At 72.8% G+C, this 16,424-nt stretch carries 3 protein-coding genes; all 3 read left to right on the top strand.

What is annotated here, in order from left to right:
• Window positions 1-167 precede the first annotated feature (167 nt).
• The 3 genes from ACW4TU_RS00735 to ACW4TU_RS00745 are packed head-to-tail and all read left to right on the top strand — an operon-like array spanning window position 168 to window position 16,421.
• Complete coding sequence (locus tag ACW4TU_RS00735; protein WP_164418654.1) at window positions 168-611, top strand: YbaB/EbfC family nucleoid-associated protein; 444 nt, start codon at window positions 168-170, stop codon at window positions 609-611.
• Window positions 604-966 carry a hypothetical protein gene (locus ACW4TU_RS00740; protein ID WP_457423509.1) on the top strand — a complete coding sequence of 121 codons (363 nt, stop codon included), beginning with the start codon at window positions 604-606 and terminating at the stop codon, window positions 964-966. The genes ACW4TU_RS00735 and ACW4TU_RS00740 overlap by 8 nt, the downstream gene beginning before the upstream one ends.
• Complete coding sequence (locus tag ACW4TU_RS00745) at window positions 963-16,421, top strand: WXG100-like domain-containing protein (RefSeq protein WP_457423511.1); 15,459 nt, start codon at window positions 963-965, stop codon at window positions 16,419-16,421. The genes ACW4TU_RS00740 and ACW4TU_RS00745 overlap by 4 nt, the downstream gene beginning before the upstream one ends.
• Window positions 16,422-16,424 lie beyond the last annotated feature (3 nt).

Consider the following 16,424-nt stretch of genomic DNA (forward strand, 5'->3'; position numbering starts at 1 on the left):
GAGTGCCCCGCCGGGGCAAAGGCCGGTGTACGCGCGGTCATTTCCGGCCGCTCACCGGGCAGCCCCCGGTGGGCGCCGGGATTCAATCACCCGGTGGCCCGTCCTCCCGGCCCCCCAGGAGGCCGGGCCCACTGTGACCGTTCGTGGAAGGAAGCAGGAAACACGCCGTGACCACGCCCTACGACGACGAGATCGACGATCTCCTGCGCGACTACCAGGACCAGCGGGCGCGGCTCGGCGACCTCCAGCGGAGCATCAACGAGGTCGCGGTGACGGTGACGGCCTCGCGGCAGGTCGTACGGGTGACGGTCGGCGCGCAGGGACAGCTGCTGTCCGTGGAGTTCCCCACCGGCGCGTATCGCAGGCTGACCCCGGCCGAACTGGCCGAGGTCCTGATGACAACCGTCGGCCAGGCCCGCGACGAGGCGATCGCCGAGGTCGCCTCGATGGTCGCCGGCGGCCTGCCGGAGGGACTGGACGCCGAGGAACTGCTGCGGGGGAAGGCCGATCTGACGGGCATCCTGCCCGAGGATCCGCGCATGCCGGACACGGTGCGCTCGTACGTCGAGAGCGGCAGGCCCGCACGGGCGGAGGACAGCCGCGATGAGTAGACGACTCTCGATCGACACCGACGGCATCGGCGCGGGCGCGACCGGACTCCGCGCCGCCGCCGCGCAGTTGGCCTCGATCATCGCCACGCTCGACAGCGGCGTGGACGCCCAGCACCAGCCCTGGGGGGACGACAAGATCGGCCAGGGGTTCGCGAAGCAGTGGGTGGGGCCGAAGAACGACCTGCTGGACTCGGGCCGTGATCTGGCACGGGTGCTGGAGAGTTCCGCCGACGGCATCGAAACCATGGCCAAGGGCTTCACCGCGACCGAGGACCAGAACATCGACAGCCTGCGCGGCCTGAACGGTGACCTCTCCACCGACGCGTCGTCCTCCGGGGGGCACCGCACCGCATGAGCCTGATGCTGCCGCCGGGGCTCAACTGGCTCGCCCAGATCACGGTGGGTGAGAACTGGCCCGAGGCCGACGAGGACAAGATGCGCCAGGTGGCCGCCCGCCTCAAGGAGGCCGCTACCCGGCTGGCGCATCTGGCCAACCAGCTGGGCCCGGTGGTCGGCCAGGTGCTGGAGAGCATGTCGGGTTCGGCGGCATCGGAGTTCACCCACTTCATGCGGCGACTGCGGACGACGCTGCCGCAGATGTCCTCCTCGTCCCACCAACTGGGGAAGTCCGCCAAGGACTCGGCACTCCAGATCGAGTACGCGAAGCTCATGATCATCATGCAGATGATCCTGATGGCCATCGAGATCGCGCACTGGCTGGTCGTGGCTCCCGCCGCGGTGCCCGGCATCGTGGCCGCCGGCCGGGTGACCGTACGTCAGATCATGCGGCGGCTGTTCCTCAGCATCCTGGGCGAGGTCGCGGCCGAGGTCGGTCTCGACGCCGTCGCCCAGACGATCCAGATCCTCCGCGGCGACCGGACGTCGTGGGACAAGGACATGACGCTGGACGCGGTCAAGGGCGGCGTCATCGGCGGTGTGGTCGGTGGACTGGTGGTGGGGGCCGCCGGACGCTTCACCCCCCGGGCGACCCAGTCGGCCATCGGCCAGGGCATGATCGAGGGCGTCACCGGTGTGATCGAGGGCGGCGTCTCCAACGCCCTCCTCAACGACGACTCCGAAGCCTGGATGAACTTCGTGTCGGGGTTCGTCGGCGGCGCGATCGGCGGCGCCGACGGCGAGGGTCCGGAGAAGGTGGACGTACCCGAACTCGGCGGTCTCCCCGACGGCCTGGACGACCTCAACGACGCGGCCAAGTCCGCGGAGCCCCCCGTACCGGCCGTGACCGACGGCCCCACCACCAAAGGTGCGGACGCCCCGGACGGTTCCGGGTCCTCCACCACGAACGGCGGCGGGTCGCCGGAGGATCGCGCCGGCGCCGAATCGGGCACGACCGGGGCGGTCGCGGGCGTGGGCGTCGCAGGCGCAGGCATGGGCGTGGGCGTGGGCGTCGCGGCGGCATCCCCGGGCCGCGGCGGCGCGTCCGCCGGCCAGAGCGGGACCACCGGCTCCGGCAGGACCGCGGCCGGGGTGACAGGGGCGGGCGGCACCACGACCACGACGGGTTCCGGCACGGCCTCCGGGGCTCAGCGCGGCGGATCCGACACCGCGTCCGGCACCGGGCCCGCCAGGGGGCTCGACGGATTCGAGGACGGCCAGGACTCCGTCACGACGCCGCTGTCGGCCGGGACGGCATCGCCGGCACCGGGCCAGACGTCCGCCAACCCCGGCCCGGGATCCAACACGACCTCCAACACGGCCTCCGGCACACGGCAGGCACAGACCGGCACGTCGAACGCCTCGTCGTCCTCGTCCCCATCGTCGTCCTCCGCCGCCCGGTCCTCGGCACCGGCGAGCGGTACGAACTCCGCCCAGGGCGGCGGCGGAACATCCCGGGCCGCCGCACCGGTGCGCACCGAGGCCGACGCCGGCGGACGCACCATGGGCCGCCCGTCCGTGGCGACCGGGAACCCCACCGCACCGGCCGCGCGGACCATCACGTCCGCCCCGCCCGCACCCGCTCCCGAGCGGACCGCGGCAGCCGCCTCCGCCTCGCCGGGGCGCGTCACCCCGGCGGACCCGGCCGGTCCCGGACCCGACGTACGACGGCGCGGGCTGGAGTCCGGGCCGCCCGCCGGACCGGCGAGACGAACCGCGACCGACGCACCCGGTGGCCGCCCAGGAAGTACCGAGGCCGGTACCGGGCCGGACGACACGACGACCGCGCCCGCCGCTGACGTCCTGTCGACAGAGTCCGCTCGCCCGGATCGGGGAATCCGCTGGCACGCGGCACCGGCCGCGTCGACCTCCCGCAGCACCGCGTCCGGTTCGGCCTCCACGTCGTCGAACCCCACGGCCGCGACAGGAGCCCCCGCATCCGCCCGCGAGAAGATCAAGAACTTCCTCGTCGCGTTCGCCGCGCACATCGAACGCGACGACACACCGTCGGACTTCACCAGCGCCTACGCCGACTTCGTCGATGACCAGCAGTTCTTCGACAGCCCGCAGGCGTGGAAGCCGGCCTTCGTGACGCTGGCGACGGACCTGCACACCGACCTGGCGGCGATCCGGGCCGACCAGGCCGCGCGCCCGACGGCCATCCCGTCGACAGGCGACTCGACGATCCGGCTGTACCGCAAGATGTCGACGGTCGAGGCCGATCAGATCCGTCACCAGAACCAGTGGAAGACCGGACTGGTCAACGCGATGGCTTACCACGACACTCCGCAGCACCGGAAGTTCTTCACCACGTCGCTCTCGCACACCAGCGTCTTCCACAACGCCAACGCCGCCACGGAAACCGAGACCGTCCTGGAGTTCCGGCTCCCGGAGAAGCGCTACTGGGACTTCGTGAAGGCGCACGGCACGCCGAACCAGCAGGCCGGCGCCTACACCATCGCGGATTCCGCGCTGCTCAACCAGGAGCAGTTGGTCGTCGGCCCGACGGCCAACTTCACGGTCGGTCAGCAGGTCGACGCGGTCCACACGGACAGGACCCACCACAACATCGGTATCGGGCCCGGCAACGTGGATGAATTCGTCAAGTACCTCGGTCCCGTGCGCGTCGTCGAGCAGGGGGAGATCGACCAGGCCGTGCGGGACGCCCTCGCGGTGGCCGCCGCGGAGCGGGCCCCCCGGGTCGCGCAGGCCGTCGACCAGCGGGCCGACCAGGCCGCGGAGGAGATCCGGCGGCAGGCCGAGGCGAGGGCGGCGAGGAAGGCAGCACAGGGGGTCGGTGACACCCGCGCCGCTCCCGACGGCGAGACGGAACCCGGGGTGCGGGACGCGGCCAGGGGGGCCGACAGCGACCTGTTCGCGGCGGACCCAGGCGCATCGCCCGGCGCCGGGGTCCAGGTCGCCGGGGCCGTCGAGCCGCCGGCGTCGGCGGACCTGGTGACGGGCCTGCTCGGCATGCCGGCCGACCACCTGACCGACGCGCTGACGCTGACGGGCCCGGAGCACGTGCGCTGGCTGGCCTCGCACCAGCCGTTCGTGGACGGATTGCGGACGTCGTTGTCCCCGGCGGAGTTCGCGGGGGTCGCCGCCCGTCTGCTGGTCGTCGTACCCGGTGAGTCGTCCCGGCCCGTCTCCGCGCGGCACGAGGCGCACGCCCAGGTGGCACGGATGCTGGGGGACCCGGAGGTGACGGGCCGGCTGCTGCTGTCCGGCGCGACGGTCGTGGTGCTGCCCCAGGACGTCCCGCTGACCGGCGTCAGTTCCTTCGCGGCCCTGCACGGGGCCACCGACGAGCACCTCGGGCGGTCGGCGGACGACCTGCGCGGCGCGGCGACCACCCTGACCGCGGCGATACCGGAGGAGAACCTCCTCGGCGAGGACACCCCGGTGGGACCGGCCGCCCACCAGCCCGACGGCTACTCCTCCGCGACGCACGAGATCGCCCACCTCATCCACATGCAGGGGCTGACCGACACCGACCGCGAGGTCATCGACCGGGCCTACCGGAACAAGCTCCGCCAGGGGCCGACCGCGCAGTGGCCCGACGGCGTCCGGCAGAACCTCAAGGGCGACCCGGCGGACAACTACTCCTCCACCGACGCCTACGAGTACTTCGCGCAGGCCAGCAACGCCTACCTCGGCACCAACCACGGCAAGGACGGTACGACCGGCCGTCCCCGCAACAACGGTGCCCCGTGGGTACGCGACCACGAACCCGACCTCCGGCCGCTGCTGGAGAAGCTGTACGGCACCGAACCCGGCACGGTCCACAGCTCGCCCGCCAACCCCGTCGCCGCCACCGCGGCCGACAACGCGAGGTACGAGGCGTTCCGCGACTTCATGGACGGGATCGAGCCGGACACCTCGACCGGCAACCCGGCCCCGGACACCGGACCCGCGGCGAACCGGCGCCCGGGGACCCACCCGGCCGACCCGGTGTCACCGGCAAGGACCGGCAACGGGAACCAGACACCTCCCCTCCACGGGCCCCCGGACGCGCGACAGCCGGCGACGAAGATCACCGCCGACGCGATGGAGGCGCACTACAACGAGTACCTCGACCACTTCGACTCACAGAACGAGCACGGGAACTTCAACAACGCCTACTACGCCTTCGCCGCCGACCAGGAGACGCTGGACCCCGTCCTGGCGTCCAACGCCAAGGTGAAGCAACAGGTCGAGACCCTGCACCGGAAGCTGGCCGAACTCAGCGACCGGCACTCCTCGGCGGCCACCCCCATCCCCCACGCGGGCAACCAGCCGATCAGGCTCTACCGGAAGATGTCCCCCGTCGAGGCCGCGCAGATCCGCGGCGCGAACAGCACCGCGGCCGGGATGACCGCGGCGATGAACTACAACCGCAGCGACGAGTACCGCAAGTACTTCACCACCTCCCTCTCCCACACCAGCACCTTCACCAACGAGAACGCCTCCTCGGACGCCGACGTCGTCCTGGAGTTCGAGATCCCGTGGAACGACTACTGGCGTTTCGTCCAGAAGCACGGAAAGCCGAACCAGGCATCGGGTGCGTACGACATCGCCACCTCCGCACTGGTCCACCAGGAGCGGCTGCGCACCGGACCGGCCGCCAACTTCCAGACGCAGCAGGACGTCGACACGGTGCGGGAGGAGAAGACCCACCACAACATCGGCATCGGGCACGGCAACCTCCGCGCGTTCAACGCGATGCTGGGCACCAACGTGCGGGAGGTGCCCGCGGCGGAGGTCGAGGCCGCCGCGCGGCAGGCCAGGGACGACGCCGTGCGGGCGCGGCGCGCCGAGGCGGAGGTCCTGGTCCGGCAGCAGGTGGCCCCGCTGCGCGAGCGGGAGGCACAACGTGCCGCCGAGGCCGCCGTCCTGCGTGGCGCACCGGCGGGCGAGACCGACACCCGGGCCAGGACCCCGGAGCAGGACGCGCCGCGGGAGACCCACGACGAACTGCCCCCGGCCGAGGCGGACGACCGCCGGCAGACCGCGCCGTCACACCTCGAAGAGCCCGAACCCGCGCAATATGTACGCGAGTTCGGGTCCACCAGGGACGGAGCGCCGGGGCTGGCGGGCATCGGGCCGGTTCCCGCGGGGACGATCGCCGACCTGCGCGCCCGGATCACCGCGGAGCTGGGCCTGCGGGACACCGGCGACGACAGCCCGGGAGCCTCCGCCGCGCTGGACCGGCAGTTGGCGCCGGAACAGCTGGAGGAACACCTTCCCGCCCTGCTGAGCGAGCACGGACACCGGATCACCGTGCCGGTCGACGGACGGCAGCGCACGGTCGACGTCCGGCTGTCGCTGGACTTCGCGGGCCGCTCCGACCGGATCGGCGAGAACGGCGCGGCCCCGCCCGAACACCGCCTGGAGCGGCGTGCGATGGCGTCGCAGAGCATGGCGGACTCCGGCGGGTCCGCCACCTCCCGGGTCGTTCCGGTGGGCTGGAGCGGCACCTTCCCGGTGGCGAAGCTACCCCTGACGGCCGTCAGGGGCGCCGTCCAGGTGTCGCTGACGCACAATCAGCAGTCGGGGACCACCAGCGTCACCGACACCGTCCAGGTGATCTCCTCGCAGCGCAGCAACGAGCCGTCGCGGCGGTTCGCGTACGACGCCTCGTGGCTGCTGCGGGTCGATGGCGAGGGCGGTGACAACGACGGGAACACCGGGGACGGCCCTACGGCGGTCCCCGGCACGCCGGACCCGGCCGGCGAGGACATCCCACTGCGGGACCTGGGGTGGAAGAAGGGTGACCGGGCCGGGACCGTCGACATCTGGTTCCCGGAGCACCTCGCCTCCGACGACCACCTCGCGGGTCCCGACCAGCATCCGGCGGACCTGGACGCGCTGCCGCTGTGGAGCGTCGACTCGCTCACCGATCCGGAGCGCCTGTCGCGCGAGGTGCGCGACCGCTTCTCCCGGGACCTCTCCGCTCTGTCGGCGGAGTCCTCGCAGGCGGTGGACACGATGCTGTCGGAGTCCGAACTCCGGGGCAGCATGCCGCTGTTGCGCGACGGAATGTACTCGCCGGTCCTGGTGGACGGACACGGCAACGCCGTCGGCATGCTGAAGATCACCGCCCATGTCGTGCCGGGCACGCCGCTGCGCAGCAGTGTGCCCGGCAGGTTCAACCTGGAGAGCCATCTCTCGCACGCCCAGAAGGTGGACGTCTCGGCCCAGGTCACCAGTGGTGTCGCGGTGGACGGCTCGGTCACCTTCCCGATGACGTCGGAGCATCCCGACAAGGATGCCGCGCCGAACGGCACCGGAGGTCCGACCGGGCGGTTCGGCGGGTCGTTCCAGACGTCCCGGTCGCTCGGCTCCGGTGGTGGGGCGACTCTCCAGCACTCGGTTCGGACGGGCGCCGCCCATCTGCTGACCAGGGCGGACGTGACGTACACCGTGGAGTTCGTCCGGGCCCGCGGCGGTTCGGAGTCGCACGACTTCGGCCTCTGGGAGGACGGGCTGCGGCTGCGGCTGCCGACCGCCGAGACCGCCGGCGGCCGTACCCCGGAGGAGGTCCGCGGGCTGCCGCCGGCGCTGGAGCAGATGCGGAGCATCGGTGTGTCGTCCACGCCACTGGGGGTGGACGGCACCGACGGGATGTTCACCCGGGCCGAGACATGGCTGCGTGAGCAGGGTTATCTGCCGCCGGCCGATCCGGCGCGGAGCAGGCTGCCCAACGCGCTGAGCGAGGCCAACGCCCATGCCCAGCTGGCGAATCTGCGGCGCTTCCAGCAGGCTCGGTCGTCGGTGGGCCGGCGGGCCGCGATGGACTCGATGGTCGACGGCGGATACGCCCTGTGGCTGGACCGGCCGTCACTCACCGGGGCGGACCGGGTCCAGGTGCGGCTGACCGCCGAACGGGACACGGACCTCCCGTCGCGGCACGTCCGGACGCTGCCCGACGTCCAGATGATCAACCTGGTGTCGATGAACGCACCGGGGAACCAGCAGAAGTCGACGTCCTGGAGCGTGTCGGGCGGGGGCGGGGTTGCCGGAAGCGGCACCGTCGACAACGCGTCGGCCTGGCTGGGCGGCGGCGCGGACCTGACGGGCGAGTACCGGCGGACCGATGTCTCGTCGGTGTCGTCGGGTCTCGGCCACGACCAGCTGACGCTGAGCAACCACGGCCAGGCCGCCGAGGTCTTCGACGTCCCGGTCCGTCTCAGCCTCGACGTGTACGGGGCCGATCCACGGACCCCGCTGGCCCGCTTCGCCGATGACGGGCCGGACGCGGAGTCGCCGGAGCACGACGTGGAGAACCCGGCGCCCGCAGACGGGCACCCCAGGGGCACGTCCGGGACGCTGCGGGTCGCGGTGCCGCACCACCGCACCGTCGAGGCGGGCCCGGAGCCGGGCGGCCCGACCGCCCGACGGATCCCGGCCGCCACCCCGTGGTCCGTCGGGCAGACCGACCTGGACCGGCTGGCGGTCGGCGCGGACGACTCGGTGAAGAACGGGGTGTTCCGCATCCCGGGCGACGCCGTGGTCGACGTGTTCGCCGGTTCGAAGGACCTGATCAGCGCTTTCAACGACATCGTCGGCCCCGCGAAACCGGACCCGACGGCGGACGGCGCGAAGCGCACCGCCTGGCAGTCACTCAGGGACACCCTCGCCGCGGCGATGCCCGACTCGGTGTCCCACGCGGGCACCTGGGGTTCGGACCAGCTCGGCGGTCCCGCCGCCGGCGACCAGCGGACCCTGGCCGCGGAGGCCCTGCGCGCCGCGCTCAGCCCCGCCCAACTGCTCGGCCGATCCCACCAGATCCTCGGCGGCGGCTACGTCATCGAGGGGCTGACCCTGCCGGGCATGGCCGCCGACCACGAGTTCTCGGTGGAGCTGCGGGCGTACGCGAGCACCCCGGGGCACCACGGGGACATGGAGCAGTACCTGGAGACCGGGGTGTCGGCGGCGACTTCGACGTCCCACCAGGTGAAGACCTCGGGAAGCGCCCGGGTCGCCGCCGGCCTGAGCGCCCGGCGCAACGTCAAGGACAACCTCGACACCAGCAAGAACTCGATGGTCGCGCCGGCCCTGTCACTGAGCCACCGGCGGACGTCGGAGCGGTCCGAGACGCTGGGCTCGACGACCGCCACCGGCCGCACCCCGACCGAGGACAACCGGGAGCACCGGCTGCGCTCGGACGTGACCTTCGTCGTCACGGTGCGGCACGGCCGTCGCAACGCCTTCGGCAACATGGTCGGCATCGGTGCCGGCGACACCGCGTCGATCGCGCTGGAGCTGCCGCAGGCCCTGGAGGTCCTGGTGACGGAGGCGCAGGTCAGGCGCAACCCGTCGCGGTTCGAAGGCATCCCCGCGCTGGACGCCGTCCGCCGGTCGCCGCACCCCGGCGCCGACGCCCCGCCGCCCGCCCTGCCCGACCGGTTCGCCCGCACGGGCCGGCTCGGACTCGGCACAGTCCTGGACTCCGTCCCGCTGGAGCAGCGCCCGCTCGTCCCGGACACCGAGACGCCGAAGGACATCGACGACACCGAGAAGGACACACGGAAGGACGCTGGGAAGAACGGGATGCCGGACCCGGAGCCCGCCGGCAAACCGACCGAGGTACCGGCCGCCGGGAACGCGCTGTACGAGAAGCTGCTGAGGCAGGTGGAGCTGGAGGCCCCCGGCTCCACCGTCCCCGGCCACTCCGCGTATGTGCCGGGGGTCCGGTCCCGGATCGCCGACCACACGTCCCAGTCCGCGATGCGTGCCCTGCCGGGGCGCGGTCCGAGGGACGCGCAGCGGTTCCACTTCGTGCACAACGGCGCGGGCGGCGCGCGGCTGGTGGAGGTCGCGCTCACCGCCGCGCCACACGCCGACACGGCCGGGCTGCGCAACGTCAGGGGCCGGGCCACCGCCGCGGGCACCGGCATCGAGAACGCGCCCGCGCACGCCCCGACGACCACGTCGCGCGGGGAGACCCACACCCGGCAGAACAACGGCTCGCTCGGCCTGCTGACCCGCCATCCCCGGGCCGGTGACGCCCTGGTGGCCGACCGGACCGGACCGTCGTTGGGCCTCGGGAGCAGCCAGAGCCGGGGCAGCACGACCTCAACGACCTGGGAGGACCGCTTCTGGCTCCGCAACGACAACGTGGCGGACTTCGAGGTCGACTACGACTACACCAGCACCGTGCGCTCGGCGCCGCTCGGCGAGTGGCCCCTCAACCTGCCCGGCGCCTTCCTGCAGGGCGGCATCGTCTCGTGGGGCGACAGCCCCGACATGGCGGGCTGGCTGGCCGCCACCTTCGGCGGCCGGGTGCCGACGCAGGAACGCACCACGGTCCGCAACACCCTGCGATTCGTGGCGGGCGAGACCCCGGCAGAGCCGGTGGAGCGCCCGGACGCCGGACCGTTCGCCTTCCACGACCAGGACCCGGCGGCCGGGCACTCCACCGCCACCGGCGCGTTCTCCGGTCCCGCGCTCACGCCGTCCGAACCGGTCGTGGTCTACGGCTTCGACGGCCAGCGGCAGCTGCGCGAGGCCCTGGCGCTGGCGGACCCGGACCTGCGCGGCCAGGGCATCGTCCCCGACGACGGTTCGGAGGAACACGCCGCCACCCGGCTCGGCGAACTGATCCGGCTCGGACAGGTCGACATCGTGCGCCCCGACTCCAAGGTCATGCCGGGCGCCTGGCCCCAGGAGGGTGGACACCAGGCCACCACGACCGTGACCACCAAGGTCTACAACCCGCGCCCGGTCACCGAGAGCCGGGACGTCACCCTGGACCGGCTGCGGCAGAACGCCACCACCGTCGCCTCGTCGACCTCGACCGCCACCCTGCCCAACCTGTCCTGGAACACCACCCTCACGGCGGACAGCGGCACCGAGAACCATCTGGTGGGGCTCGGCTCGTCGCTGACCGCACCGAAGCCCGTCGAGCGGGGCCAGACCGCCGGATCCACCAACACCCGGCGTGAGTGGCTCAAGACCGGCACCACCACCGCCCCGAAGGAGGGCGGCCTGCGCACCTACGAGACCGAGGTCGACGTGGTGATCACGGTGACCGATCCGGCCGGTACGGAACGCCACGTGGCCGGGAGCACCACCGTCCGGCTGGCCGAACAGGACCTGCTGGGCCACGGTGTCACAGGGCCCAACCCCCAGCCGGGTGTCCACGACCTGCGTTCGATGCTGAACGACCAGCAGGACAACGACCAACGGGACTGGACCCGGCACCAGTTGGCCGGCCTCCCCGTGGCTCTCGCCCGCGGTCTCAAGGACGGCGACGGGCCCGTACAGCTCTGGTTGGCGGCCGACATCGGGGCCGCCCCCGCCACCGACGGCGACGGCGTCCCGCCCCTCGGACGGGCCCTGTACGCGGCCTCGCAGACCGCGGCGATGTCGGGGCGGGACGTGGAACTCGTGCTGCGCACCGACGAGGGGCCGCAGAGCTGGCCGTTCGACAGCACCGGCCGGCTGCGGGCCGACGACCCGGCCACCCTCGACGCCTGGAACACCTTCGCCGCCGGTGCCGAGCGCCATGCCCGGGCCGCCGCGGAACAGGAAAGGACGCACCGGGCACACGGCGACCGGCGGAAGCGGGCCGTCACACGGCAGGACCGGGCGGACACCGCGGTGCGCCGCGACCGGGCCCTGCTGGAGCTGCGCACCGCCGAACGCGACGTCGCGCAGGCCGAGTTGCTCCATGAACAGGCCGGGGCGCGGCTCGCGTCGCTGCGGGCCGACGGGTCCACCGCCGGGGCCGCCGACCCGCTGGACGCCGTACGGGAACCGCGCGTCGCCGGGACGCCGACGACCGCGGGGCCGTCGCTCCGCGAAACCCTGGTGGCCACCAGCGAGTTCAACGGGGCCGCCCAGGCCCTGCGGGCCGCACACCAAAGGCTCACCCGCACCGCCGAGAAGACCGACCAGGAACTCGCTGCGCTCGGCACGGGCCCGGCCGAGCGCACCGCGCACCCGGCCGGCAGTTCGACGACGGCCGAGGAGCGGTCGGCGCGCGCCGAGGAACAGCTGCGGGCGGCCGAGACCGCGCTGACGGCGAGCGAGCACGCCCGGGACGAGGCGGTCAGGGCGGTCCGGGCCGTCGACCGGGAACAGGCCGACGCGGGTGACGAGCAGAACCGCCGGGCCGCTGAACAGCGCACGGCCCGCCGGGCGCTGGCCGATGCGACGCCCGCCCTGCGGACGGCCCGCCGGGCGAGCGGGGAGGGCCGTATCGAGCTGCCGGTGGCGTCCCTGACCTCGCGAACCCCCCGCCGGCCGGCCACCGACACGGGCCTGCGGAACCGTCGTCCCGTCCCGGAACCGGCCCCGCTGCGCGAGATCGTGGTGGAGAAGCCCGACCGTACGACGACACCCCCGAAGGCAGCACCGCGCCCCCCGACCACCACCAGGTCCGGCACCGCGCCCGGCCGCAGCACCGCACCGACCGGCGGGAAGCGGTCCGCCGGATCTCGTTCCCACGCCTCCGCGACCCCGCGGCCGGGACAGACCCGCGTCCTCAACGGGCTGAACCGGACCGCCATCGACGTACCCCACGACGGTGACTGCCTGTTCAGCGCGCTGCTGCGCACCGCACCCGGCCAGATCCTCGAACCGGACGGAAGCACCCCCACGCGCACGGGCATGCGGCAGCGGATCTCCGCCGACCTCACCCGGGAACTGGACCTCCCCCTGACGGACCGGACCCGGTGGAACAGCATGGCCGGCCAGGTCCAAGAGGGCCTGGCCGCGGACCGGGCCCGGCGACGCCAGGACGAGGCGGCACGGAACCGGCCGGCGCAACCCGCTCGGACCGACGCCGAACGGCGCGCGGAGTACGCCCGGTTCGCCGACGAAGAGCGCGAGCGGCTCGCCAGGACCGGCCCGACCGACGACGAACTCCGCAGGATCGCCACCGACATGGGAACCCCGGGGGTCTATGACTCGGCCGCCGGTGACCTCGCCCTGGGACTGGCCACCCAGATCTACGGATTCAACGCACAGGTGATCGGCCGGGGAAGCCCGTACCCGGTCGGCGACGGCCCCGGCGCGCCCGTCGTGCTGGTCCGTCTGGACCGGACCGAGGCGGGCGTCGACCACTGGATGGCGACCGGGCCGAAGTCCGCCGACATGACCGCGCCGTCCCCACTCGCGACCGCGACCGCACCGGAGGCGGCGCCCGCGACGCATCGCACGGCACGGACCGTGGAACGCCCCGTGACCCGTGACGCCTGGACCCACCGCCGGGCCGGTGCACCCGTGGCGCGCCTGAGTGTCGAGCGCTTCGATCCCGCCCGCGACCCCGCCACGGACACCCGCGGCGAGGGAACCCTGGCGGGAAGCCAGACCCTGATCCGCTACAGCGCCCGCCGGGTGCAGGCGGACGACGGCACCTGGGTGCGCGACTTCACCCTCAACCTGCCGGTGCGGCGGACCGGCAGCATGGACCCGTCCGTGCTCACCGCACTCCAGGCACGGCTCCAGTCGCTGCTGGACACGCACGTCAACAGCGGTTACGCGCTGCCGAAGTCGGGCGACCAGCTGCATGTGGGCGTCCGTCTTGTCGACGCCCCCGACCACGGTGAGCACATCACACTCACCGACACGCCCGAGGGCTCCATGCCGCCCCGCGCCCGCCAGCGGACCCTGGACCTGCGGCACAGCGACGGGGTGAAACTGCACGAGATGCTGCACTACCTGGGGCTGCCCGACACGTACGTCGACGCCGACACCCTCTTCCGGCGGTCGCAGGACCAGCCCGCGGTGCGTACCGAGGGGGTGATGACGGCCACCTGGAACCTCGTTCCCGGAACCCTGCCCCATGAGTACGTGGAGCGGATCGAAGCCATCGCCGACTCCCATCTCGTGCTGCGCGACCACCCGTTGACCGCCCCGCCGGTGACCACGAGTCCGCCCCGCCCGGCCCCGTCAAACCCGGATCGCGCGGCGGAGCCCTACTCCACCACGGACAGCTTCGACGACGAGTTCGCCGCCCTGACCGACGGCAGCTTCCCCGTGCACGCCGCGACGGACCGCTGGACGGTCTGGGGAGTCGACGGGGACACGAAGGTTCTGGTGGCCGAGATTCCCGGTCTGGGCCTGCGCGGAGCCCACGTCGACGGCGGGGACCGTCCGTACGCCGGCCCGTTCTCCGACCCGGCCGGGGAACCGCGGCGCGCCCCGGGCCGATCCCCCGCCTGGAACTGGTATCTGCCGGGTGAAGGAACCGTCGCGTCGTCGCACTGGCGTACCGCCCCGCTGGACGCCCCGCACCCGGTGGGCCCGCGCCCCCCGGTGGACCCCGCCGTCACCGCCGCCCGCCGCACCGACACCACGGCCCTCCCGGAGGGCACCCGTTGGCGGCAGGACGACGACACGCTGCACGTGTTCAGCGACCTCGCCCCGGACGAGGTCTTCCGTACCGGCCTTCTCCCGGGCGGCCACAACCCGGTACACCCGCTCAAGCACGCCGCCGACGCGCCCGCCGACAGCGCCTACCTCACCGCCGTACGGCAGACCGACCACCCGCGGTCCGCCACGGCGCGGTGGCGGTACGACCTCAGGGTGCCGGGCGGGATCGATCTCAACGCCACCCTCGACATCGCCTCGCCCTTCCCGGACCGGCACGAGGTCGCCTTCCCCGGCGGCGTCGGCTCCCGCTTCGTCCAGGGCGCGCAGCGGCTCACCGACGGGGCGCCGGACGGCACCCGCCACGAGAACCCCGGGTTCGCCCCGGACCGCGCAGAACGCGACGGGCACGGGGAGCACGACGACCCGGGGGGCGAGGTGGACGGCGACGACCGGTGGGAGACCAGCCCGGCGCCCTTGCAGCAGGTCTCGAACTACGACATCCTCCTCGCGAGCCCGCAGGCCGTACCGTTCCGGCGGATCGCGCCGGTGGCGACGGTACTCGCGGTCCCGCAGCAGCCCGGGACGACGTCGTTGGCCATGATCCGGCGGCCGGTCGTGCTGGACCCCGGCCGTCCCCCACTCAGGGTCTCCGCCGACGGAACCCTGGCGATCAACAACGCGGGACCCGGTGTCCAGGAGGTCTACGCGACCGATCGTGCCATCACCGACGCCAACCGCGAACTGGCCGAGGTCGGCAGCGCGGTCACGCTCGAGGTCGACCCGGGCGTCATGGTGCGGCTCTTGCCGCACACCCCGCCTCTCAGCCGGGTCGTGCCGGTCTTCTCCGGCGGTTCGAGGCCGTCGCCCGAGTGCAACATCTTCGCGGGCAAGGTACTCGGCGGCCCTCCCGACGCCATCGTGCTGCGGAACGGGATGGACACCGTCGTCCCGGTCAGGACGAGGGACGTGGCCAGCAGTCTGATGACCAACATCCACGAGCTGGTCCAGTCGATGAGCCGCCAGGTCGAGCAGGGGCCCGTGCCCAACACACAGGCGGCCGTGAACGGCATCGTCCGGAACGTGAAGCTGAACGAGCGGAACCGCTCCAGATCACTCGCGGTCGGGGCCGGATACCAGGCCCTCACCACGCACCCGGTGACAGCACCCCTGTGGGATCGGCTGAGCAGCACGATCGGGGTGAACGAGTACGCCTCGGCGCGTGTGGGTGACGGTTACCTCATTCAGTCGACAGCCGATCTGGACGCCAACGGCGAATTGCGGTTCTCCGCCCATGCGCCGGGAACAGTCCCTCCCTTCGGCTATCACTTCGCCACAACGGTGCTCGCCAGCGAGGACGGCACGTCCTACGTGACGCTGGAGAATGGCAACCGCACCGGGGAGACACAGCGCGCCGTGGACGAGGCCATCCGCATCAACCTGGCGGACCGCCGGACCGTAGGCACAGATCGCCGCAGCGTCCTTCAGCTCTCCCAGGACCACAACCTCATGCCTCGCGACTCCCACCTGTGGCACTTCCGGATCTACGGGCCGGGTGAGGGGATCCACCGATCGGTGGACCAGCCGGTGGCCGGTACCGACAGCGCGGTGATGCAGCGGCCGTTCACAGCCGTGGTGACCGGCGGCCGCACACCGAACCGGTTCTCGGTGGTGCGGTTCGAGGAGAAGGCCAAGACCCTCGAAGGGCACGATGTGAACCATCTCAACGAGCTGGCCGCGAAAACGGCCCGCAACGCCCTGTGGAACGCCAAACACCACCTCCCGATGCCAACCGTGACCATCACCGGGTACGGCCACAGTTCATTCGCGCTCCGCGCGGAGGCCACCGGCACCGCAAGGGCGGTCCACACCGCCGAGCTGTTCCGGCACGCCCTGCGGAGGGCGCTCGAGAATCACCAGCGGCTCCGGCCTCTCGGAGAGCCCAGGATCGCGGCCCACCACATCACCGTGCGGTCGGCGACCGGCGGCAACAGGTTCCCCACCGACATCGTCGCAAGGGGCGGGTCGGAGCAGAGCCTCCCGTTCGACCCGGCGGACCGGTTGCGGACCGCCACGATCGAGATCGACATCCCCCCGTTCACGCTGCCCTGAGCA

This window comes from Streptomyces kryoterrae (genome assembly GCF_054072135.1).

Bases quoted from the DNA above. Each gene is read 5' to 3' on its own strand.
- ACW4TU_RS00740 (WP_457423509.1), top strand. From the start codon at position 604: ATGAGTAGACGACTCTCGATCGACACCGACGGCATCGGCGCGGGCGCG.
- ACW4TU_RS00745 (WP_457423511.1), top strand. From the start codon at position 963: ATGAGCCTGATGCTGCCGCCGGGGCTCAACTGGCTCGCCCAGATCACG.